Source organism: Brevundimonas vesicularis (assembly GCF_027886425.1).
GTDB lineage: Bacteria > Pseudomonadota > Alphaproteobacteria > Caulobacterales > Caulobacteraceae > Brevundimonas > Brevundimonas vesicularis_C.
Window position 1 is genome coordinate 25907 of sequence record NZ_CP115671.1, and the last position, 21842, is coordinate 47748.

At 66.9% G+C, this 21842-nt stretch carries 20 protein-coding genes; 10 read left to right on the forward strand and 10 right to left on the reverse strand.

Annotated elements, in window-relative coordinates:
- Positions 1-13 precede the first annotated feature (13 nt).
- From mnmC to PFY01_RS00135, 5 genes are all read right to left on the reverse strand, one after another.
- Positions 14-1846: an FAD-dependent 5-carboxymethylaminomethyl-2-thiouridine(34) oxidoreductase MnmC gene (mnmC, locus tag PFY01_RS00115; RefSeq protein ID WP_271041951.1), complete on the reverse strand. Its 1833-nt coding sequence runs from the start codon at positions 1844-1846 to the stop codon at positions 14-16.
- Between the two features lie 85 nt (positions 1847-1931).
- Positions 1932-2237, reverse strand: a complete 306-nt coding sequence (locus PFY01_RS00120) for a hypothetical protein (protein WP_045811531.1) — start codon at positions 2235-2237, stop codon at positions 1932-1934.
- 98 nt (positions 2238-2335) lie between these two features.
- A complete protein-coding gene (motA, locus tag PFY01_RS00125) occupies positions 2336-3202 on the reverse strand; it encodes a flagellar motor stator protein MotA (RefSeq protein WP_055754172.1) in 867 nt (288 codons plus the stop codon).
- 86 nt (positions 3203-3288) lie between these two features.
- Positions 3289-5088 carry a long-chain-acyl-CoA synthetase gene (locus PFY01_RS00130; RefSeq protein ID WP_271041952.1) on the reverse strand — a complete coding sequence of 600 codons (1800 nt, stop codon included), beginning with the start codon at positions 5086-5088 and terminating at the stop codon, positions 3289-3291.
- Positions 5089-5104: 16 nt separating this feature from the next.
- The gene (locus PFY01_RS00135; protein ID WP_271041953.1) at positions 5105-5299 is read right to left on the reverse strand and encodes a hypothetical protein; all 195 of its coding nucleotides are present in this window, start codon (positions 5297-5299) and stop codon (positions 5105-5107) included.
- Positions 5300-5413: 114 nt separating this feature from the next.
- Here PFY01_RS00135 and PFY01_RS00140 point away from each other — a divergent pair, with 114 nt between their 5' ends.
- Entirely contained in the window at positions 5414-5977 is a 564-nt protein-coding gene (locus PFY01_RS00140; RefSeq protein ID WP_271041954.1) for a hypothetical protein, read from the forward strand.
- Between the two features lie 78 nt (positions 5978-6055).
- On the opposite strand, the gene PFY01_RS00145 is transcribed toward PFY01_RS00140, so the two are convergent.
- Positions 6056-7378, reverse strand: a complete 1323-nt coding sequence (locus tag PFY01_RS00145; RefSeq protein WP_271041955.1) for a PQQ-dependent sugar dehydrogenase — start codon at positions 7376-7378, stop codon at positions 6056-6058.
- Positions 7379-7390: 12 nt separating this feature from the next.
- Positions 7391-7942 carry a lipocalin family protein gene (locus tag PFY01_RS00150; protein WP_153925479.1) on the reverse strand — a complete coding sequence of 184 codons (552 nt, stop codon included), beginning with the start codon at positions 7940-7942 and terminating at the stop codon, positions 7391-7393.
- Between the two features lie 148 nt (positions 7943-8090).
- On the opposite strand from PFY01_RS00150, the gene cysD reads away from it, so the two are divergent.
- From cysD to PFY01_RS00165, 3 genes are read left to right on the forward strand one after another with little or no spacing between them, the layout of a single operon-like run.
- Positions 8091-9059 carry a sulfate adenylyltransferase subunit CysD gene (cysD, locus tag PFY01_RS00155; protein ID WP_271041956.1) on the forward strand — a complete coding sequence of 323 codons (969 nt, stop codon included), beginning with the start codon at positions 8091-8093 and terminating at the stop codon, positions 9057-9059.
- Positions 9059-10972 carry a sulfate adenylyltransferase subunit CysN gene (gene cysN, locus PFY01_RS00160; protein WP_271041957.1) on the forward strand — a complete coding sequence of 638 codons (1914 nt, stop codon included), beginning with the start codon at positions 9059-9061 and terminating at the stop codon, positions 10970-10972. Before cysD ends, cysN begins: the two co-directional genes overlap by 1 nt.
- A gap of 40 nt (positions 10973-11012) precedes the next feature.
- Positions 11013-12062 (forward strand): mechanosensitive ion channel family protein, encoded by a 1050-nt coding sequence (locus PFY01_RS00165; RefSeq protein WP_271041958.1) that lies wholly within the window; start codon positions 11013-11015, stop codon positions 12060-12062.
- Here PFY01_RS00165 and PFY01_RS00170 read toward each other — a convergent pair.
- Positions 12050-14194 (reverse strand): malate synthase G, encoded by a 2145-nt coding sequence (locus tag PFY01_RS00170; protein ID WP_271041959.1) that lies wholly within the window; start codon positions 14192-14194, stop codon positions 12050-12052. The two genes, PFY01_RS00165 and PFY01_RS00170, sit on opposite strands and share 13 nt — an antisense overlap.
- A 227-nt stretch (positions 14195-14421) precedes the next feature.
- Between PFY01_RS00170 and PFY01_RS00175 the strand changes: the two genes are divergently transcribed.
- Positions 14422-14796, forward strand: a complete 375-nt coding sequence (locus tag PFY01_RS00175; protein ID WP_271041960.1) for a hypothetical protein — start codon at positions 14422-14424, stop codon at positions 14794-14796.
- 19 nt (positions 14797-14815) lie between these two features.
- Here PFY01_RS00175 and PFY01_RS00180 read toward each other — a convergent pair whose 3' ends face one another.
- Positions 14816-14962 carry a hypothetical protein gene (locus PFY01_RS00180; protein ID WP_017505653.1) on the reverse strand — a complete coding sequence of 49 codons (147 nt, stop codon included), beginning with the start codon at positions 14960-14962 and terminating at the stop codon, positions 14816-14818.
- Between the two features lie 199 nt (positions 14963-15161).
- Here PFY01_RS00180 and PFY01_RS00185 point away from each other — a divergent pair, with 199 nt between their 5' ends.
- The 4 genes from PFY01_RS00185 (at position 15162) to PFY01_RS00200 (ending at position 20162) form a co-directional block, all read left to right on the forward strand.
- Positions 15162-16766, forward strand: coding sequence for a hypothetical protein (locus tag PFY01_RS00185; protein ID WP_271041961.1), 1605 nt, complete (start codon positions 15162-15164; stop codon positions 16764-16766).
- 31 nt (positions 16767-16797) lie between these two features.
- Positions 16798-18441, forward strand: a complete 1644-nt coding sequence (locus PFY01_RS00190) for a peptide chain release factor 3 (RefSeq protein ID WP_066629565.1) — start codon at positions 16798-16800, stop codon at positions 18439-18441.
- Between the two features lie 55 nt (positions 18442-18496).
- Positions 18497-18841: a hypothetical protein gene (locus PFY01_RS00195; protein ID WP_271041962.1), complete on the forward strand. Its 345-nt coding sequence runs from the start codon at positions 18497-18499 to the stop codon at positions 18839-18841.
- A 106-nt stretch (positions 18842-18947) separates the two neighbouring features.
- On the forward strand, positions 18948-20162 hold the full coding sequence (locus PFY01_RS00200) for a hypothetical protein (protein ID WP_271041963.1): 1215 nt from the start codon (positions 18948-18950) through the stop codon (positions 20160-20162).
- A gap of 3 nt (positions 20163-20165) precedes the next feature.
- Here PFY01_RS00200 and cysQ read toward each other — a convergent pair whose 3' ends face one another.
- Positions 20166-20993 (reverse strand): 3'(2'),5'-bisphosphate nucleotidase CysQ, encoded by an 828-nt coding sequence (cysQ, locus tag PFY01_RS00205; protein ID WP_271041964.1) that lies wholly within the window; start codon positions 20991-20993, stop codon positions 20166-20168.
- A gap of 96 nt (positions 20994-21089) precedes the next feature.
- Here cysQ and chpT point away from each other — a divergent pair, with 96 nt between their 5' ends.
- Entirely contained in the window at positions 21090-21761 is a 672-nt protein-coding gene (gene chpT, locus PFY01_RS00210; RefSeq protein ID WP_271041965.1) for a histidine phosphotransferase ChpT, read from the forward strand.
- The last annotated feature ends 81 nt before the right edge of the window (positions 21762-21842 follow it).

The following is a 21842-nucleotide window of genomic DNA, read 5'->3' on the forward strand; positions in this document are numbered from 1 at the left end:
ACAAACCCCCGCTTCATCCTGCGCGCGTCGGCGAGGATGATGCAAGGGCGTCCGCCAGAACCGAAGACCGACGGGGCGACACGCGCGCCGCCAGATCGCGCGGCAGGGGCGAGGGCTGACCAAGGACGAGGGCGGCGATATGCTCGCCCAGCAAGGGCCCGACGCAAAAGCCGCGCGACCCCAGACCGCCGAGCACATAGAGTCCGTCATCGAGAGCGCCCGCCACAGGCAGGCGATCCGGCGTCGTGGCGCGGACTGCCGCCCGTTTCTGCACAGGCCCGGCCGCCACGATGCGCTTGGCCAACTCTGGCAGGCGCGCTTCCAGGGTCGCCAGATTTCGCGCGCTGTCGTCCTCACGCGGCGCCGTGTCGGTGTCGCCCCGATCATGGGTCGCGCCGAACAGCACGCCTTGGCCCGTCGGAACCGCATAGCCGCCCCAGGCCATGGGGTGGACGGTCACGTCCCCGTCGATCCAGTCCGCCTGGCCCCGAACGGGCGACAGGCGCGGCGTGTGGTTGAACCCGTCCAGCAGCGCGGCCGATCCCCAGCCGGCGGCGAGAACCACAGCATCGACCTCGCCCAGCACCGCGTCGGCTTCGCCAATCAAACGCCAGCGGCCGTCGGCGCGCTCCAGCCGTGTCATGCGCTCAGAGCGCATCTCCGCGTCCGAAAGCCAGTTCGAGAGCACCGCCGCAGGGCGTAGCGCGAATGCTCCCTTCATCAGCAGACCGCCCTGCCCCGTCGCTTCGCCGGCGACGGTTGACGCCGCCCCTTCGTCCAGCACCACCATGTCATCGTCATTCCAGATCGGCTGGCGAGCGATCTTTTCGAACCGGGCGGCATCGCGCGGCGCCTGAAGCAGTTGCAGTACGCCTTCGCCTGTCACTGCGCCGGCGATTGCCGCATACAGATGCCGCGCCCGCTCCAGCGCCTGGGCATGCAGGGCGGCGATGCCGAGGTCGCCGGCATCCAGACGCGGCGTAATCAGGGCCGCCGGAAAGCCAGAGCCGCCCGCGCCCGGGCGCTCACCCTCGAACACCACGGCCCGGAGGCCCTGCGCCTCCAGGGCGCGGACCACAGATGCACCAGCGACGCCCGCGCCGATCACGGCGACGCGGGGCGGCGGCGACGGTTCGAAAACCGAGGGGAGACGCGCCTGAAGCCGCTCGCGCTTGCGGCCATGGCCGGGGCGCTTCTCGACGACGAAACCCTGCTCGGCCAGGCCGCGCCGCACGGCTCCGGCGACGGTGAAGGTGGCCAGACGCGCGCCCGGCGCCGAGCGCCTAGCGATCAAGGCCATCACTTCGGGCGACCACATGCCCGGGTTCAGCGCAGGCGAGAAACCGTCCAGGAACCAGGCATCCGCCGCTCCCGACCACTGCTCCAGCGCCCAGGCCGCATCGCCCACCGCCAGGTCCAGCACGGCGTCGAAGCCCGGCAGGTCCACCCGGTGAAAGCCCGGCGTCGCGGCCGGCCAGTCTGCGATCAAGGCCTCGGTCGCCTCCGTCAGTTCGGGCCAGGCGCCCAGCGCTCGCGCCGCTTCCGCCGCCGTCAGCGGAAACCCCTCGATGGAGAAGATGTTGAGCCGCCCGCCCTCGGGCCGCGTCCGTCGCCACAGATCCAGCAGGGCGGCGATGTTCAACCCCGTGCCGAACCCCAGCTCGGCCACCGTGAAATGATCCCGTCCCATCCAGGCGTCCGGCAGGCCGCAACCTTCCAGAAACACCGCCCGCGTTTCGGCCAGGCCGTCGTCTCGGGAGAAATAGACGTCGCCGAACCGGCCGGAGCGCGGCTCGCCCTCTTCGGTCCAGGTCAGCAGGGGCGAGGCGTCGTCATCAGGCGTCATCGCGCGGCTCTAGCACCTTCGTCGCCGACATGAAAAAGGCCGCCCCAGTCGGAGCGGCCTCTTCGGGCGTTGGTTTCGACGCGGCCTAGTGGGCGGCCGCCGGACCGTGCGCAGGCTCGGCCGGCGCGACAGGCGCGGGCGCTGCGGCGGAGGCGTCGGCGCCCTGCATCGTCGTGGCGGCCTGGGCGGCGGTGTCTTCCTGAATGGCTTGATTGGCCGCCGCTTCAGCGTCCTTGGCGGCCTGATCGACCGTCAGGGCGGCTTCTTCAGCACTGCCTGCGGCCTCGACAGCATCGGTGGCCGGCGCTTCGGCCTTTTCTTCCGGGGCCTTGCTGCAGGCGGCCAGGACCAGGAGCGCAGCGGATGCGGCGACGAGGGCTTTGATACGCATGAAGATGTCTCCGAAGCTTGCGAGACCGGAACGTCTCTTGGCGCAAACGATAGGGCCGCCGCGCGCGGCAGGGCAAGTTAAGATCAGGAAAGTCGGGATCAGTCGGCAGTGATGCTGTTCAGCGCCTCTTCCATCTCGCCAAACGACGGCTGCGCCGATGACGGGATGTCGCCTCGGCCGATCTCGACCGAAATCTGCGCGGCGTTGCCGTGCAGGTGGGCGACCAGCACCGACTGGATGATCTTATAGTAGGCGGCTTCCTCGTTGATGATGGCCGTCAGGCGCGCCGCGAACGGACCGACCAGACCATAGGCCAAGAACACGCCCATGAAGGTGCCGACCAGGGCGCCGCCGATCATGCCGCCCAGAACCTCAGGCGGCTCGGTGATCGAACCCATGGTCTTGATGACACCCAGCACGGCGGCGACGATACCTAGCGCAGGCAGACCGTCGGCTAGGTTCTGAAGCGCGTGGGCGTTTTCCAGATGCTCGTGGTGATGCTTTTCGAGCTGCTTTTCCATCGCATCCTCGACCTGGTGCGGATCCTCCAGGTTCATCGTCATCATCCGCAGGGTGTCGCAGATGAAATCGACGGCGAAATGGTCCTTCAGCACCTTGGGGTACTTCTGGAAGATGGTCGATTCCTTGGGCTTTTCGATGTGGCTTTCCAGCGCCACCACGCCCTTGGACTTCATCGTCTTGGTCAGCTGGAACAGCAGCGACAGCAAGTCCTTATAGTCCTGCTTCTTCCACTTCGGCCCGGCGAAGGTCTTGCCCAGCCCCGCCATGGAGCCCTTGATCACCGGCAGCGAGTTGGAGATCAGGAAGGCGGCGATGCCAGCCCCGCCGATGGCCATCAGCTCGTGCGGCGCGGCGTGCAGAATCACTTCGAACTTGCCGCCCGAAATGGCGTAGCTGCCGAAGACGAGGCCGAACAGCAGCACGATGCCGATGATCTGGAACATGGAGGCGAACAATCCTGACGCGAGAGGTCGGGACTATCGCCATTAATCATTAAGACGGCGTTTCGCGAACGCCGCCTTGCCAGTCGTTACAGACGGCTTTCACCCTTCAGGATGGCGTTGCGCCCGGCCGCCGTCAGCTTCTGATAGCCCGCAGCCCCGCCCCGCACATAGAGGGCGGCGCCGGTCTTGGACGGGTCGAACCCGTCGACCACCAGATCGGCCTTGCGGTATTTGAAGGTGCCGGTCGTCTCCGCCGATTTGATCAACCGCACGAAGACCGGCTGAGCATAGGCGGGCAGCTTGGCCTCGACATGGTCGGAGAAGGCCTGGGCGTCGAACTTGCCTTCCACCACCAGGGCCGCCATGCCGGCCTTGCCGTCCTGGGCCGGAACGGGCACGCCATAGACGATGGCTTCGGTCACGCCCGGTGCGTCCATCAGCACCTGTTCGACCTCAGAGGTCGAGACGTTCTCGCCCTTCCAGCGGAACGTGTCGCCCATCCGATCGACGAAGTAGAAATAGCCTTCCTTGTCCTGCTTCATCAGGTCGCCGGTGCGGAACCAGCGGTCGCCCTTCTTGAACACGTCGGTCAGGATCTTCTTCTGCGAGGCGGCCTTGTCGGCATAGCCCGAGAAGTCGTGGCGGATGTCGTTGCCGATCAGTCCGATGGCCTCGCCGACCTCGCCGACGCGCGCCAGGCGACACAGGCCGTCCGAGCCGCGGATCGGCTGTTCGGTATCAACGTCGAACTCGACCAGGCGGATATTGATCTGCGACTTCAGGAAGCTCGGCACCCGACCGATTGCGCCCTGTTTGCCGTCGAAGTTGAACAGCGAGACATTGCCTTCTGTCGAGCCGTAGAACTCCAGGATGTCAGGAATCTTGAACCGGCTCTGGAAGTCGGGCCAGACATCGGCGCGCAGGCCGTTGCCGAACGCCAGACGCAGCTTGTGCTTGGTCTCGTCCTCGTGCGGCGGGCAATTGACCAGATAGCGGCACAGCTCGCCGATATAGACGAACATGGTCGCGCCCGACGAGCGCACGTCGGGCCAGAAGGTGCTGGCCGAGAACTTCTTGCGGATCACCAGCCGCGCGCCGTTCAGCAGCGCTGCGCCCACCCCGACCAGACCGCCGGTCGAGTGATACAGCGGAAGGACATTGAAGATCCGGTCCTCGGGCGTCGAACGCGTGGCGCCGGCGAAGGCGCGCATATAGGTCCGGGCGCGCGAATGCGGGATGCGCGCCGCCTTGGGCAGGCCGGTCGTGCCGGAGGTGTAGATATAAAGAGCGGTGTCGCGGTTGGTCAGGCCTTCGCGCGCCGACTTGGACGGCCGCACCGAAGACCCGCCGCGCACGGGCTTGTCCAGGCCGCGACGGTCGCTGGTCTCCAGATCGTCGGTCAAGCCCAGAACCCAGAGCGCCAGGTTGTGATCGACCAGAGGCCGCGCCTCCTCGATCTGACGCCAGCAATCCTCGTCCGCGACGACGTTGAAGGCCTTGGAGATGGCCAGGCAGTGAGCCAGCCCCTGTCCGTTCAGATTGGTGTTGATCAGGGCCGTGGCGATGCCGACCTTGGAGAAGCCGATCCACGCCGCCAGATACTCGATCCGGTTGGTCATCATCAGGGCGATGGTGTCGCTGCGACGAAGGCCGCGGTTCTTGGCCCAGTGGGCGAAGCGGTTCGCCATGGCGTCCAGGTCGCGATAGGTCAGGGTGCGCTGACCGTCGTCGATGGCGATGTTGTCGGCGAACTTGTCGACCGCTTCTTCAAAGTCGTCGCAGAGCAGGACGTCGCTGTCCAACTCGATCGGCTTGATGCGTTTCAACAGACGGAACAGGCCGCGCGCGAACCGGACATCCCTACGGATATTGGCTACAAAACCCATGCGCGCCGTACTCCGGTCAATGCGTGTTCGCTCCCGTCCGGTGATGGACGAAGGCGGCCGGTCGGGTCAACCATAGGGTCCGCAATCCTTCGCGAACCTGACGAATTGCCGTCCAGCCGTGATCCATTTGTTCGGTTGACGCGGCGGAAATCCAGAGCACCGCCTTGCTTTTTATTGCCGCATTGACGGCAAATGCGGCGGCCGCGCGCACGGTCTTCGCCCCATTCCGGGCGGAAACGGTGTTTCTTCGGGGCTTTTGCGCTTTACGCGGAACGCCGTTGCGGAACGGCGGGTTGGTTGATCGACGTTATGGAGGACAGAAACAATGTCTATGACCTATGCCAACGCCAATACCGAAGCCCGCGCTGACGACACGACCTTCGTCCCGCGCTACGCCCGCACGACCAAGTCCAAGAAGTCGGTGAAGACCTGGATGATCCTGGCCCCGATCGGCGCGGTGGTGCTGCTGGGTAGCGGCGTCGCCATGATGATGGGCGGCGAACAGGCCGCTCCGGCCCAGCCCGCCGCGACCGCCGCACCGGCCATGCAGACCGCGCCCGCCGCGATGACGGCCGCCCAGGCGCCGGTCACGCCCGCCCCGGCCGAGGTCGCGCCCACGCCGGCTGCGGCTCCGACGCCCGCCGCCGCGCCTGCGCTGGTCGCTCGCCGCGCCGAACCCGTGGCCCGTCGCGCTGCGCCGGCCGTTGAACAGCGCGCCGCCGCCCGTGTTGAGACGCCGGCTACGCCTGCGGGTCCGCAACCCTACTCCGCGCCGGCCGCTTCAACGTCCAGCACCAGCCGGTTGAACGCCGCGCCTGCGGCCTCGACCCCGGCTCCGGTCGTGCCCACGCCCGCCGCTCCGGCGATCACGGTCCAGCCGCTGAACTGATCTCAGCAGAATAGGGGAAAGCCCCGGCTTCGGCCGGGGCTTCTTCTATGATCGAGGTTCAGGTTCTATGATCGAGGTTCAGGCGCCGCTGACGCGCCAGATGACATTGCCCACATCATCGGCGACCAGCAGGGCGCCTTCTCGGTCGATCTGCACCCCGACGGGCCGGCCTTGCGCCTGACCCCGGGCGTTCAGAAATCCGGTCAGAACATCCTGCGGCGGCCCGGCGGGACGCCCATCGACGAACGGCACGAAGATCACCTTGTAGCCGCTGCGCACGCTGCGGTTCCACGATCCATGCTGGCCGACGAAAACGCCTGAGCGCAAGGCTGGCGGCAACAGGCTCGCGCCTTGTCCGAATGTCAGCCCCAGCGACGCCGTGTGCGCGCCCAGGGCGTAATCCGGCCGGATCGCGCGCGCGACCATCGCCGGATTGGCGGGTGGGCGCGTATCGACAGTCTGGCCGTAATAGCTCCACGGCCAGCCGTAGAAGCCGCCCGGCGTCACCGACGTCATATAGTCGGGCACCAGATCGTCGCCGATCTCATCACGCTCGTTGACCGCCACCCACAGCTCGCCCGTCTGCGGGTTCCAGTCCATGCCGACCGGATTGCGCAGGCCCGAGGCATAGACCTGCCGCGCGCCCGTCGCTGGATCGATCTCCAGTATGGCGGCGCGATCGACTTCCTCATCCAGGCCGTTTTCGCCGACGTTGGAGTTCGATCCAACTCCGACATAAAGCCGCCGGCCGTCCGGGCTGGCGACCAAGCTCTTGGTCCAGTGATGATTGCGGCCGGCAGGTAGGTCCGCGACCTTCGTGGCCGCAGCGTCGATGCGCGTCTGGCCGCTCCGATACGGAAAGGCCACCACCGCATCGGCGTTAGCGACGTACAGCCGGTCGCCGACCAGAGCCATGCCGAACGGCGAGTTCAGTCCGGTCAGGAAATCGGTCTTGATCTCCGCCGCCCCATCGCCGTCCGCGTCCCGCAGCAGGACGATCTTGTTGGGGCTCGGGACACCGGCGCCGGCCTTGGCCATGACCTTGCCCATCACCCAGCCACGCAGACCGCCTTTCTTGTCTTCGGGCTTCGGCGGCGCGTTCGACTCCGCGACCAGAATATCGCCGTTGGGCAGGCGATAGAGCCAGCGCGGGTGATCCAGGCCTGTCGCGAACGCCTGTACGCGCAATCCCGCCGCCGCGACCGGCGTCGCGCCTTCGGGCCAGCTCGACGCCGGGGCGATATTGACGGTGGGCAGCAAGCCCTGACGCGGCGCCGGCAGCTGTGGGTCCGGACCAAACCCGGCCGAAACGGGCAAGGCTGTCCCGCCCGCGCAGGCTCCCAAACCGATCACCGTCGCGAGCAATGTCGAGGCGAACAAAACCGTCCGTGGCGAGCGCATGGCCTTTGATCCTTACCGCGCCGGTTGGGCCGGGAACTCCAGACGACTGACGTCGTACCCCAGGGCCCGCGCCCGTTCAGTCAAGGCGCGCACCTGCTGCTCGCTGGGCAGGTCGCGCGTATAGATGAACAGGCGATTGAAGGTCGGATCAGCCGAGATGAACCAGCTGTAGTCGTCCGCCCGGTCCAACACCCAATAATCCCAGGTGACGAACCCGGCCAGATATTTGACCCTCAGCTTGGCGTTAGTGCCCGGATCGAGGATTTCGCCCCGTCCGCCGATGGCCTTTTCCTTGCCGTCCGGCGTGCCGACCTGACAGGTGTCGCGCACATCGACCCGCGTGCCCTCCACCGGCGTATAGATCGACGCGCCGGCGACGCAGCCGTCGGTCAACCGATCCGGCAGACGCGCGATCTCATGCCAGCGCCCGGACCACAGACGCTGCACATCCACCGGCTTGGCCGGCTGGGGCGCGCGATATTCGGAAGGCGACGGTGCGGTCACGCATCCCGCCAGCGCGATCGCGGCGGCGGCTGATGCGGCGAGGGATTTCAGGCTGGACATGGGCGTTTCCGTTTCGAAGCCATAAGCCGCTTTCAGCGACCCTGGTTCCGTTACGCACCGACGGCGAAATCGGACGCCGCGGGACGAAAATCTCCTAGCGGGGAACAGGAACCCTCGCTTGTCCCGTCCCGCCCTTTGGCGTTGTCACATGGCGTTCGACGGAGACGCCCCGGTGACCACCGCCACCCTGACCAAAAAACCTGCCGCCCTTTCCACGCCGCGCCTGACCCACCTCCAGCGTCTGGAGGCCGAAAGCATCCACATCCTGCGCGAGGTGGCGGCCGAGGCCGAACGTCCGGTCATGCTGTACTCGATCGGCAAGGACTCAGCCATCATGCTGCATCTGGCGAAGAAGGCCTTCTATCCGTCCAGGCCGCCCTTCCCGCTTCTGCACGTCGACACGACGTGGAAGTTTCGCGCCATGTACGCGATGCGCGAACAGGCGGCGGCCGATCTGGGCGTCGAGCTGCTGGTCCACCAGAACCCCGACGCCCTCGCACGCGGCATCAACCCCTTCGATCACGGCTCGGCCCTACACACGGACCTGTGGAAGACCGAAGGTCTGAAACAGGCCCTGGACCATTACGGCTTTGACGCGGCCTTCGGCGGCGCCCGTCGCGACGAGGAGAAGTCGCGCGCCAAAGAACGCATCTTTTCCTTCCGCACGGCCGAACACCGTTGGGACCCCAAGAACCAGCGCCCCGAACTCTGGCGGCTCTACAACACGCGCAAAAAGCCCGGTGAGAGCATCCGCGTCTTCCCGATCTCAAACTGGACCGAGCTGGACGTCTGGCAATACATCCACCTGGAGCGGATCCCCATTGTGCCTCTCTACCTCGCCGCCGAAAGGCCGGTGGTGGAGCGTGACGGCGCCCTGATCATGGTCGATGACGACCGGTTCCGACTGCGTCCCGGCGAGACGCCGCAGATGAAGTCCGTGCGCTTCCGCACCCTGGGCTGCTACCCCCTGACCGGCGCGGTCGAGAGCACGGCCGCGACCCTGCCCGAGGTGATCCAGGAAATGCTTCTGACCACCACCTCCGAGCGACAGGGGCGGATGATCGACCACGACCAGTCCGCCTCGATGGAGAAGAAGAAGCAGGAGGGCTATTTCTAATGGCCCACCAATCAGACCTGATCGCCCGCGACATCGACGCCTATCTGGACGCCCACCGGCACAAGAGCCTGCTGCGCTTCATCACCTGCGGCAGCGTGGACGACGGCAAGTCCACCCTGATCGGCCGCCTGCTCTACGACTCCAAGATGATCTTCGAGGATCAGATGGCGGCGCTGGAGGCGGACAGCCGCCGGGTCGGCACCCAAGGCGGCGACATCGACTTCGCCCTGCTGGTCGACGGCCTGGCCGCCGAGCGGGAGCAGGGCATCACCATCGATGTCGCCTATCGCTTCTTCTCCACCGAAAAGCGGAAGTTCATCGTCGCGGACACGCCGGGCCACGAACAATACACCCGCAACATGGTCACTGGCGCCTCCACGGCCGACGCCGCCGTCATCCTGATCGACGCCCGGCGCGGCGTGCTGACCCAGACCCGCCGCCACGCCTATCTGGTCAGCCTTCTGGGCATCCGCCATGTGATCCTGGCGGTCAACAAGATGGACCTCATGGGCTGGTCTCGGTCCGCGTTCGACGCCATCGTCGCCGACTTCCGCGCCTTCGCCGGTCAGATCGGGCTGAAGACGTTCGACGCCATTCCGATGTCGGCCCTGCGCGGCGACAACATCACCGAGCCCAGCGCTCATTCGCCATGGTACGCCGGCCCGCCGCTGATGAGCCTGTTGGAGACGCTGAAGGTCGGCGACGCTCTTCAGGCCGATCCGTTCCGCCTGCCGGTGCAGTGGGTCAACCGGCCCAATCTCGACTTCCGCGGCTTCTCCGGCCAGATCGCCGCCGGGACCGTGCGCCCGGGCGATCCCGTCCGCGTCCTGCCGTCGGGCAAGGCCTCGACCGTGGCGCGGATCGTCACCGCCGATGGCGACCTGGATCAGGCCGTCGCCGGTCAGTCGATCACCCTGACCCTGGACGACGAGATCGATGTCTCACGCGGCGACGTCCTGGCCAGCGCCGGCGCCCCGCCTGAGGCTGCCGACCAGTTCGAGGCCACCGTGGTCTGGATGGACGACGAGCCCCTGCTGCCGGGCCGGCCTTACCTGCTCAAGATCGGCGCAAAGCTGGTGGGCGCCACGATCACCGAGCCCAAGCACAAGGTGAACGTCAACACCCTGGAGCAACAACCGGCCAAGCGCCTGGAACTGAACGAGATCGGCGTCTGCAACCTGTCGCTGGACGCCCCCGTCGCCTTCGCCCCGTATGCCCAGAACAAGGATCTGGGCGGTTTCATCCTGATCGACCGGATCTCGAACCGGACGGTCGGGGCGGGTTTGCTGCACTTCGCCCTGCGCCGCGCCCACAACATCCACTGGCAGGCCCTGTCGGTGGACAAGGCCGCGCGCGCCACGATCAAAAACCAGACGGGCCGCGTCGTCTGGCTGACCGGCCTGTCGGGCGCGGGCAAATCGACCATCGCCGATCTGGTGGAAAAGCGGCTGCACGCCGACGGTCGTCACACCTATCTGCTGGACGGCGACAATATCCGCCACGGCCTGAACCGCGATTTGGGATTCACCGAAGAGGACCGGGTCGAGAACATCCGCCGCGTCGCCGAGGTGTCGAAACTGATGGTGGACGCCGGGCTGATCGTCCTGGTCAGCTTCATCTCGCCCTTCCGCGCCGAACGCCGTCTGGCCCGCGACCTGCTGGGCGAGGGCGAGTTCGTCGAGGTCCACGTCGACACGCCGCTTGCGGTCGCTGAAGCCCGCGACGTCAAGGGCCTGTACAAGAAGGCCCGCGCGGGAGAGCTCAAGAACTTCACCGGCATCGACAGCCCTTACGAAGCCCCCGAGACGCCCGAGATCGTCGTGGACACCACAACCATGTCGCCCGAGGACGCCGCCGAGCGCATCGTCGCCTGGCTGGATGGGCGCTTCTCGACCGAGGACTTCGCCATCTAGGTTCGGAACCTTGACCGTTCGCCGGACGCTCTAGAATGCGATGACCAATCCGATCCAGAAGCTGGGCCTCGACACCATCGAGCAGTCGCAGATCGCCCGCATCGCCGGGACCAATCTGACGCTGGGCGGTCTGGTCAGCGCGGGCGTGATCCTCCTGATCGCCTTCGCCGCCCACTGGCTGGTCACACGGTCGCTGCGCCGGGTGCGCGAGCGTTCGGACCGCAGCCGTCAGGCGATCTATCTGCTGGAGCGCCTGGCCGGCTACGGCATCATCGTCGTGGGCATCATGTCAGCCCTGTCGGCGGCCGGGCTGAACCTGTCGTCCCTGACCGTCTTCGCCGGCGCGCTGGGCATCGGCGTGGGTCTCGGGCTGCAGGGGGTGGTCAAGGAGTTCGTCTCCGGCCTGTTCCTGATCTTCGACCGGATGGTGTCGGTCGGCGACTATATCGAGATCGAGGACATCGGCATCCGTGGCGCCATCATGGAGATCGGCCCGCGCGCCACCCGTGTCCGCACCAATGACAACGTCAATGTCCTGGTGCCCAACTCGCGCTTCATCGAACAGCCCGTCACCAACTGGACGATGAAGGGCGACACCCGTCGCATCCATGTGCCCTTCACCGTCGCCTATGGGTCGGACCGGGGACAGGTGCGCGATGCGGTTCTGGCCGCCGCCCGCGCCAGCCCCTTCACCCTGCCCGAGACGGAGGCCCGCAAGAGCCAGGTCTGGCTGGTGGCCTTTGGCGATCGGGGTCTGTCGTTCGAACTGGTGGTCTGGCCGACGCGTGACGCCGTCAAACGTCCGGCGGCCATGCACGCCGCCTACACCTGGCTGATCGCCGACGCCCTCGACGCGGCGGGCGTCGAGGTGCCGGTGCCCCAGACCGATCTTCGCCTGCGCAACGCCTTCGGCCTGGACGGCGAAGAGGCCTTGAAGCGCCTCGGCTACGGCGTCGGCTCACCGCCGCGACCGACCGGCCCGCAAAGTTCCGCCCGAACCGCCAACGACGCCGCCGACGACGTCATGGCCGACGATGAAGCGGAGATTCCGGAACCGCCCGCTCCGCCCAAGGCCCGTCAGACGGACTGAGCCGCCTTCGCCTTCAACCGCCAGGCGTGCAGCAACGGCTCGGTATAGCCGTTCGGCTGCTCGACGCCTTCGAACACCAGCGCGCGCGCTGCCTGATAGGCCAGACTGTTATCCGGGTCCGTCGCCATCGGCCGATACAGCGGATCGCCCGCATTCTGACCATCGACCTTGGCCGCCATGCGCTGGAAGGCCGCCTCGACCTGATCGGCCGTACAGACCCCGTGCAGCAGCCAGTTGGCGATATGCTGCGAACTGATCCGCAGCGTCGCCCGGTCCTCCATCAGGCCGATGTCGTGGATGTCCGGCACCTTGGAACACCCCACCCCCTGGTCGATCCAGCGTACGACGTAGCCCAGTATGCCCTGGGCGTTGTTGTCCAACTCGGCCGCCACCTCGTCCTCGGACCAGTTGACGCCATTCGCCAGCGGCGGGGTCAGCAAAGCCTCCAGCCCCGGCGTCTCGCGCCCGGCCATCTCCTTCTGAACCGCGAACACATCGACCGCATGATAGTGCAGCGCATGCAGGGTCGCCGCCGTCGGCGAGGGCGTCCAGGCGGTGTTCGCGCCCGTCTTCGGATGACCGATCTTCTGCTCCAGCATGTCCGCCATCCGGTCCGGCGCCGCCCACATCCCCTTGCCGATCTGGGCCTTGCCCGACAGGCCGCATTTCAGGCCGATGGCGACGTTCCTCGCCTCATAGGCCGCGATCCAGGCGCTGGACTTGATGTCCGCCTTTCGCACTGCCGGCCCGACCTGCATGGCCGTGTGGATCTCGTCGCCGGTGCGATCCAGGAAACCGGTGTTGATGAAGACGATCCGGTCCTTCACCGCCTGAATGCAGGCCGCCAGATTGGCCGAGGTCCGGCGCTCCTCGTCCATCACCCCAACCTTGATCGCATGACGCGGCAGGGCCAGCAGATCCTCGACCGCATCGAACAGACGGTCGGTGAAGGCGGCCTCTTCCGGCCCGTGCATCTTGGGTTTGACGATATAGACCGAGCCGGTCGCGCTGTTGCCGAACCCGCCAAGCCCCTTGATGTCATACAGCGCGATCAGGCTGGTCACGATCGCATCCATGATCCCCTCGGGCGCGTCCGACCCATCCGCCAGACGAATGGCCGGGGTCTTCATCAGATGTCCGACGTTGCGCACGAACAGCAGGCTGCGCCCCTTCAGGATCACCGACGATCCGTCCGCCGCCGTCCACTGGCGATCCGGCGCCAGCGCACGGGTCAGGGTCTCGCCGCCCTTCTTGAACGTCGCCGACAGATCGCCGCGCATCAGGCCCAGCCAGTTGCGATAGGCCTCGGCCTTGTCCGCTGCGTCGACGGCCGCGACGGAATCCTCCAGATCGACGATGGCCGTCAGGGCGGACTCCAGCACCACGTCCGCCAGCCCCGCCGCATCGCTGCGCCCCACCGGGTGGCTGCGGTCGATCACCAGTTCGATGTGCAGCCCGTTGTTTACCAGCAGGATCGAGGCGGGCGCGCTGGCTTCGCCCGTGAAGCCGACGAACTGTCCCGCGTCCTTCAGCGCCGGCGACAGGGTGCCGTCCACCACCGACCAGCCGCCGACGTCCGCGTGCGAACCCTCGGCCAACGGCGCCGCCTCGTCCAGGAAGGCCTTGGCTCGCGCCACCACCCGCGCCCCGCGCGCCGTGTCATAGCCGCCGCCGGACGGCAGGTCGCCCAACGCATCCGTGCCGTACAGGGCGTCATACAGACTGCCCCACCGCGCATTGGCGGCGTTCAGCAGAAAGCGGGCGTTCAGCACCGGCACCACCAGTTGCGGCCCGGCCATGCGCGCGATCTCGGCGTCCACGCCTTCGGTGCCGATGGTGAAGGTCGCCGGCTCCTCCACCAGATAGCCGATCTCTTTCAGGATGGCCTGCGACGCCGCCACATCATAGGGCTTGCCCCGCCGCGCCCGATGCCAATCGTCAATCTGAGCCTGCAAGGCGTCGCGTCGCGCCAGCAGCGCGCGGTTCTCGGGCGCGAACCGCTCGAAGATCGCCGCCGCTCCGCTCCAGAAGGCGGCCGCATCAAGCCCCAGCCCCGGCAGTACGTCCTGCTCGATCAGGGCGATCAGTTCGCCCGCGACCTTCAGCCCGGCGCGATCTTCATGGGTCGTCATGACGGCCTCTCTCCGGCGCGACGCCGGCCTGTAACAATGCGTGATCAGGTAAGCTGAGGCCGACCGACCGCGCAAGGGTCACGTCGCGTCATCGCCGTCGCTTTTCGTTAGGGCGGCGCTCGTCCGGTCACAAACGCTTAACCGCGTCCGTGAACGGGACCGCAAGCGACGGCGCCTATTGTGAGCTTACGGACGAACTCGCGTCCGGTCAGTCGAGCGTCTCGCCCATGCTGTTTCTTCTGAACGACGTCGTGTTCGACCTGGACGAGGCCTGCCCGGTCACGCCCGCCGACGCGCGCCGGTTCGAGAAGCTGGGTCTGGACTATCTGCTGGAACTGGGCTGCGAACTGTTCGCCGAGGACCCGCTGCTTCACCGCAACGACCCCGAACGCGCCCGTCGCCTGGCCTGGCTGATCGCCGAGCGCAGCCCGGACGTAAACGCCGCCCTGTTCGCGGCGCCGGCCTCCGCCTGCAATCCCGACCTGGTCGAGCCGCGTTTCTGCACCCTGCCCGAACAGGTGATGCGTCAGCTTCAGGCCAAGGGCCGTCGCCTCGACGCCGTCTCTGCCGACCGCGCCGTCTGGAATCGTCTGGCCGCCTGATCGCGGCCCTCAAACGCCGTCAGAAGACGGTGTTGAACACCACATGGACCAGCGTCGCCACGGCTACGATAAAGCCGAAGCCGACGACCAGCCCTACCGCCGGATGCAGCGGCGCCCGCTCACGCGGCGCATGGGCGATACGGTCTTGAGGATGGATGACAGCCATCGTCCTTGTCCTTTCCCTATGATCCCGGATCGATCCGGGAGGGGAGCGTCGGACTCTGACGGCCTGATCGTCTCCTCCAGAACCGAGCATGACTCCGATAGCCCCTCCTGACGAGGGGTTATTTACGTGGACCAATCGGCTGGACGTTGGCGCGTGGAAGTTGCACCTTCGCCCTCAAGGGATGTTCGGGACTGATTGTATGAGTTCGAAGTTGGTGACCTGCGCCATTGCGGCGTTGGGATCGATTGTGTTTGCCGTAATGGCTCAGCCGGCGCGGGCGGACTGGCTACGTGCCGAAAGCGAACGCTTCATCGTCTATAGCGACGGCGGCGAGCGCGCCCTGCGCGATTACGTTCAGAAACTCGAGATTTTCGATCGTGTCATGCAGGTCCGACACGGCGGCTCGATGTCGGACGAGCCGCAGCGTAAGATGCCGATCTATCTCGTCGGCGGCCGCCGAGGCTTGACGCGTGTGCATCCGCAAAGCGGTGAAAACACGATGGGCACCTACTTCCCGACGGAAGAGGACATCTTTGCGGTCGCCGTCAGAGGCGACGGCGCCGGCGGGATGTCGGGCGATGACATCCTGATGCACGAATACGCCCACCACTTCATGCTGGGCAACTTCCCCGGCTCCTACCCGGCGTGGTTCGTCGAGGGCTTTGCCGAATATTACATGACCGCGGACATCGATGTTCGCGACCGAAAGGTGCAGCTGGGGCAGTTCAACCAGAACCGCGCCTACTGGATTTTGACGGAGAGCTGGATTCCTCTTGATGTCCTGCTGACCAAGCGCCCGGGTGAAGTTCGGTCCGACAGCCAGAAGGCGACCTACTATCCGATCGCCTGGCTGCTGACCCACTGGTTCATCAGCGACCCTTCGCGTCTGGAACAGTTGGAAGACTATCTGAGGCGCGTTTCGGGCGGTGAGGATTCCGTTCCTGCGATGGAGGCCGCTACCGGAATGTCGTTGCGAGACCTTCAGACCGCGCTGCGACAGTATTCCCGTGGTCGTCTGATGGGCAGAACGCTCAGCGGCCAGTTTCCAACGGCCGACATCGTCGTCACGCGTCTGTCTCCCGCCGCCGACGATCTCCTGCTCATCAACCAACGGCTCAAAATCGGCGTCCCTGATGAAGATCGCCAAGCCTTGGGCCAGGAAGTCGCCAGACTGGCGGCGCGGCATGGCGACGATCCCTTGGCCTTGCTCGCCGCCGGCCATGCCGGTCTCCATTTCGGCGATCGCCCCGCCGGCGAACGTGCGCTTCAACGCCTGCTGGAAATCAATCCGGACCATGTCGAAGCCTTGCAGTTCCTGGCGCAGGAGCGGCTTGAACAGGCGCGAGAGGCTGACGGTGACGACCAGGCTCAGGCGCTGCGCATCCAGGCGCGCGGTTATCTCGCTCGCGCCTATGCAGCCGGTCAGAACGACTATCGCACCCTGATGCTGCTGTCCGAACTCCGTCGGACCCAGCCAGGCTATCCCAATGACAACGATTTGCTGACCCTGGGCCTGGCGCTGGACCGCGCCCCTCAGCTAGCGGCGGTGCGCTTCCCCTATGCGGACGCCCTGGTGAAAACCGGCAAGCCGGAAGAGGCGATCGCGGTGCTGAAACCGTTGGCCAACAACCCCCACGGCGGCAGCGCTTCAAACTACGCTAGTCGGCTGATCGCCGCCATCGAGGCGGGTCAGGACTTGCCGGAAGCAACAGAAGACGAGGGGGCGCCCCAGATCAGCGAGCCGGAGCCGGAAACCCCTCCGCAAACACCCTCTGAATCCGCCCCATCTCCCGCCAACGAGTGACTTTCGGCGCGCGGCAGGGTAGTCGCGCGCCATGTCTTCCTTGACCCTGCCTGAAGAAGCGGCGCGCCGCCGGACCTTCGCCATCATCGCCCACCCGGATGCGGGCAAGACGACCCTGACCGAGCATATCCTGCTGGCCGGCGGCGCCATTCGTGCGGCCGGCGCGGTGCGGGCGCGCGGCGAGAACCGCCGCACCCGTTCGGACTGGATGAAGATCGAGAAGGAGCGGGGCATCTCGGTCAGCGCCTCGGTCATGACGTTCGAGCACGACGGCAAGATGTTCAACCTGCTCGATACGCCCGGGCACGAGGACTTCTCCGAAGACACCTATCGCACCCTGACCGCCGCCGACTGCGCCATCATGGTGCTGGACGCCGCCAAGGGGATCGAGCCGCAGACGCTGAAGCTGTTCGAGGTCTGCCGCCTGCGCGACATCCCGATCATCACCTTCATCAACAAGCTGGACCGCGAGGCCCAGGACCCGATGGCTCTGCTGGACGACATCGCGTCACGCCTTCAGCTGGACCCCGCCCCGATCTGGTGGCCGGCCGAGAGCGGCAATCGCCTGCGCGGCATGGTCGAGGTCGGGACCGGCCGGTTCCAGCCCTACACCCGCAAGGCCGCCGGTTCGGCCGAGGATCCCGAACACCCCCCCGCCCTGCCGCTGGACCAGGCGGCGCAGTATTTCGAGGCGGGCGAACAAGACAACCTGGCCGAGGCCGTCGAACTGGTCGAGGGCGGCTATCCGGCCTTTGATCGCCAGGCCTTCTTGGAAGGTCACATGACGCCGGTGCTGTGGGGATCGGCGCTTCGTCACTTCGGCATCGACGAACTGCTGAAGGCCATCGGCGACTGGGCCCCGGCGCCCAAGGTCATGAAGGCCAAAAAGGAATCCCCACCCGAGACCCGCAACGCCCCCGCCCCTGTCGAGACCGAGGTCGAGCCGGGTTCGAACGAGGTCACCGGCTTCGTGTTCAAGGTCCAGGCGAACATGGACCCCAACCACCGCGACCGGATCGCGATGTTCCGTATGGCGTCGGGCGCCTTCAAGCGCGGCATGAAGCTGAAGGTGCAGAACACCGGCAAGTCGCTGTCGGTCAATGCGCCGATCATGTTCTTCGCTTCGGATCGGGAACTGGCCGACGACGCCTTCGCCGGCGACGTGATCGGCATTCCGAACCACGGCGTGCTGCGCGTCGGCGACAGCCTGTCGGAGAGCGGCGTGGTCCGTTTCGCCGGCCTGCCGAACTTTGCGCCGGAAATCCTGCAACGGGTTCGCGTGAAGGATCCCCTGAAGGCCAAACACCTGAAGAAGGCGCTGGAAGGTCTGGCCGAGGAAGGCGTGACCCAGCTGTTCCGTCCCGAAATCGGCTCGGACTTCATCGTCGGCGCCGTGGGCCAGCTGCAGTTCGAGGTCATGGCAGACCGTCTGGGCGAGGAGTACGGCCTAGACGTCGTCTTCGAACCCTCCCCCTACGCCGAGGCGCGCTGGATCGCTCCAGGCGCGGAGGGCTCCGACGCGGACGTCGAGGACTTCAGCGGCAAGTATCGCCCCCAGATGGCGCGCGACATCGACCAGGCCCCGGTCTTCCTGGCCAAGTCGAGCTGGGAAACCGGCTATGTCGGCGAACGCTTCCCCAAGATCGCCTTCACCAAGACGAAGGAACGCGGGTAAGCCCAGGCGCCGCAAACGACTTCCTTTGGTCACGCGGCTGAGCCATTCTCAAGTTATGTCGACGCTTCTCGCCTTCGCCAGCACCGTCTTTATGCTGCAGGCCGCCCCTTCCGTGGGGCTGGTTTCGTATGAGGAAGCGGTGCGTTGTGCGGGCCTGACCCAGGCCGCGTCGGAGCTTGAAGGCGGCGAGAGCGCCCAGGGACGTCGGCTGTATGACGCCGCGCTCTACTGGTCCCTGGCGGCCATGCAGGCCGCGACGGCGGCGGGCAAGACGGCGCCGGCCGCTGAGGCCGATCAGACCCGCGCGCGCATCGCCGCGGTGCGTCAGCTCAACGCCGATGCGCCCGAGGCGCGCGCCAACCTGCAACGCTGCCAGCAGAAGACGCCGAAACTCGACTAGGGCGCCGGCTTAAGGCCAAGCCGAACCGCATTCCCGGCGCTGCGTTTGCATTGGACGCCGCAGGTGACGCAGTCTGCGTCCCGAAGCGGGATAACCGAGGTCCAGCATGTTCGAATTCGGCCGTGATCTTCGAAAACTCTTCGCCCAGGCGCGAGAGAGCGAAGACCTGGGCTGGGTCGAACTGATCGGCGCCGATCTGCTGCGCGCCGAGGCGCGACGCGAGGCCACGGACGCCGGACGCGTCTCCTGCGCCCGTCCCTTCGAGACCGAGAACCGCGCCTGCGCCCTGTGGCGTGAACACGCCCGGCGCACCGGCGCCGCCGACAGTCTGGACCGGGCCGAACGCTGCGCAGACAGCCTGGCGCGTTCAGCGGTGGGCGAGGATCAGATCGCGCGGGCGGCCATGGCCAAGGCGGCGGTGCTGATGCTGCGCTTTGATCTGTGCGGCGATACCGGTCGTCTGGACCGCGCGGCGACGACCCTTGCGGCGGTCGGGCAGCCGCGCAGCCGACGCATCGCGGTCGGCATGGCCGCGCTTCACGCCCGGCTCACGGTCCGCACCGCCCGGCTGAGCGGCGACATCGCCCGCCTTCATCAGGCGGCTGTCTTGATGGATGAGGCGGTGCGCAGAGACGACGCCGAGGACATGGATCTGCGTATGGATCGCGCGGCCCTGTCGCTGGAAATGGGCGTGGTGCAGCGCGACGTGCATCTTCTGGATCAGGCCGGCCGCGACTTGGGCGCCCTGGTCGAGGCCGCATCCCCTGACCATCGCCCCCTGACCCGCGCCCGCGCCCTCGCTCTGTGCGGCGCTGGCCTGTCGGCCCTAGCCGCCATTGCGGGGCATGACGAGGCCCGCAACCAGGGGCGGATCATGTTCGACGCCGCCGCCGATCAGTTCACGCCGGATCACAGCCCGCTGGACTGGGCCGCGATCCAGGTGCTGCGTGTCGGCGACGACGCCCAGCCGCTGATGCTGTTGACCCAGGCGGAAGCCCTGACGCAGGGCGGCGAACTGATCATCGGCGCCCTGGCGCGCGAGCGGCGCATCACGCGTGAGGTGGCCTTGGCAGAGGCGGTCAAGAACCTGACCGCCCTGATGACGCTGGAGACCCGGTTGCGGGCGCGCATGGCGACGGCGACGCCGCTCGACTGGGCCGCCGATCAGATCGGCATGGCCGAGATCATGTTGGCGCGGCATCGGTTGGGCGGCGTCGTCCCGACCGATCTGGGGCTGATCCTGGGCGAGGCGGCGATGACGGCCCGGGAAATGGGCGTCGACGCCCTCGCCGACCGCGCCGAGGCGCTTCTGAGGGCCTAGACCTCAGCCGCCCATGGCGACGAAGGCGCCGTTCAGGAACCGCGTCTTTCCATAGGCCATCCGCTGCCCGTCATCGGCCAGAACCCGCCCGCCGGCGGCTTCCAGCACCGCCTGGCCCGCTGCGGTGTCCCATTCCGAGGTCGGACCGGTGCGCGGATAGGCGTCGAACCGCCCCTCGGCGATCAGGCAGAACTTCAGCGACGAATCCGTCCCCTGCCAGCGCGAGCAGCCGTGACGGGCGGCCAGACGCGTCGCCTCTTCGTCGGTGACGCTGTGGCTCAGCAGGGCCATGCCTTCCAGCGGCCGGTCGCGCACCCGGATCGGACGCCAGTCCTCGCCTGAATGGGCCTCGCCGGCCTGAAGGGCGCCGAACTGACGCCGGAAGGCGCCGCCCTCGGGCTTGTCGGTGCGCCAGGTCGTCGCCGTCGCCGGCGCCGTCACCACGCCCGCGACCGGATAGCCGTCATGGATCAGGGCGATATTGACGGTGAAGGCCTCGCCGCCGCGCACGAAGCCGCGCGTGCCGTCCAGCGGATCGATCAGCCAGAACCAGTCCTCGGCGGTTTCAGGCGCGCCATCGGCCGACACGGCCTCCTCCGCCACCGTCTGCACGCCCGGATACAGGGCCGCCAACCGTTCCAGGATCAGAGCCTCGGCCGCCCGGTCCGCTTGCGTCACCGGGCTGTCGTCGGACTTGGTCTCGACCGCCGTGCCTGCGCGCCAATAGGGCAGGATCAGCCGCGCGGCCTCCTCTGCGATCTCGGCGATGGCCAGGGACAGCGCGCCGGACGTCAGATCGCGCTCAAGAGCAGGTGTGGAAGAGGTCGTCATTGGCGGGTCGATAGACCATCCGGACGGTTCCATGAACCGGCAAATCACTCCAACTTCGCGCGCGACACGAACTGTGACCTGAGCGCGCCAGACATCATGACCTCCCCCCACGACACAGACGCCGATCCGCTGGACCTTCCGGTCGATGGGACGGAGCTGGCGACCTATATCGCGGCCAAGCTGTGCCATGACTTCATCAGCCCGTCGGGCGCCATCGTCTCTGGCCTGGACCTGATGCAGGACCCGACGGCTCAGGACATGCGCGACGACGCCCTGGCCCTGATCGAGCAGAGCGCCAGGAAGATGGTCGCCCTGGTTCACTTCGCTCGCGTCGCCTTCGGCGCCGCCACCACCAGCGAGAAGTTCACAGCCCGCGAGATCGAAGGCCTGGTGTCCGGCATGGTCCAGGGGGGCCGCGCCTCGCTGGACTGGCGGATCACCGACGGCGAGTTCACCAAGCCCCAGGCCCGCGCCCTGACCAACCTCGCCTATCTGACCGTCGGCGCCCTGCCGATGGGCGGCGTCGCCACCATTCAGTCGCGGATGGAAAACGGCCTGCTCTATCTGGAAGGCTTCGCCGAGGGCGCCCGCGCCCGGCTGAAGCCCGAGGCCGTCACGGGTCTGGCCGGCGAACGCCTGGTCGAGGGCCTGGCCGGCCAGTGGATCCAGCCCTACTGGTTGTGGCTGACCGTAAACGAGGCCGGCGGCGCTCTACGCGTCAAGGTTGAAGACGGAAAGGTCGCACTGGTCGCGCGAATGCCTGCCTGAGGCGTTTCCAAACGACTCATTAACTGGCGTTTGAGATAAAAACAGTCCATGCGCCTCGGGCGAAAGCCGTAGTGTCATTGA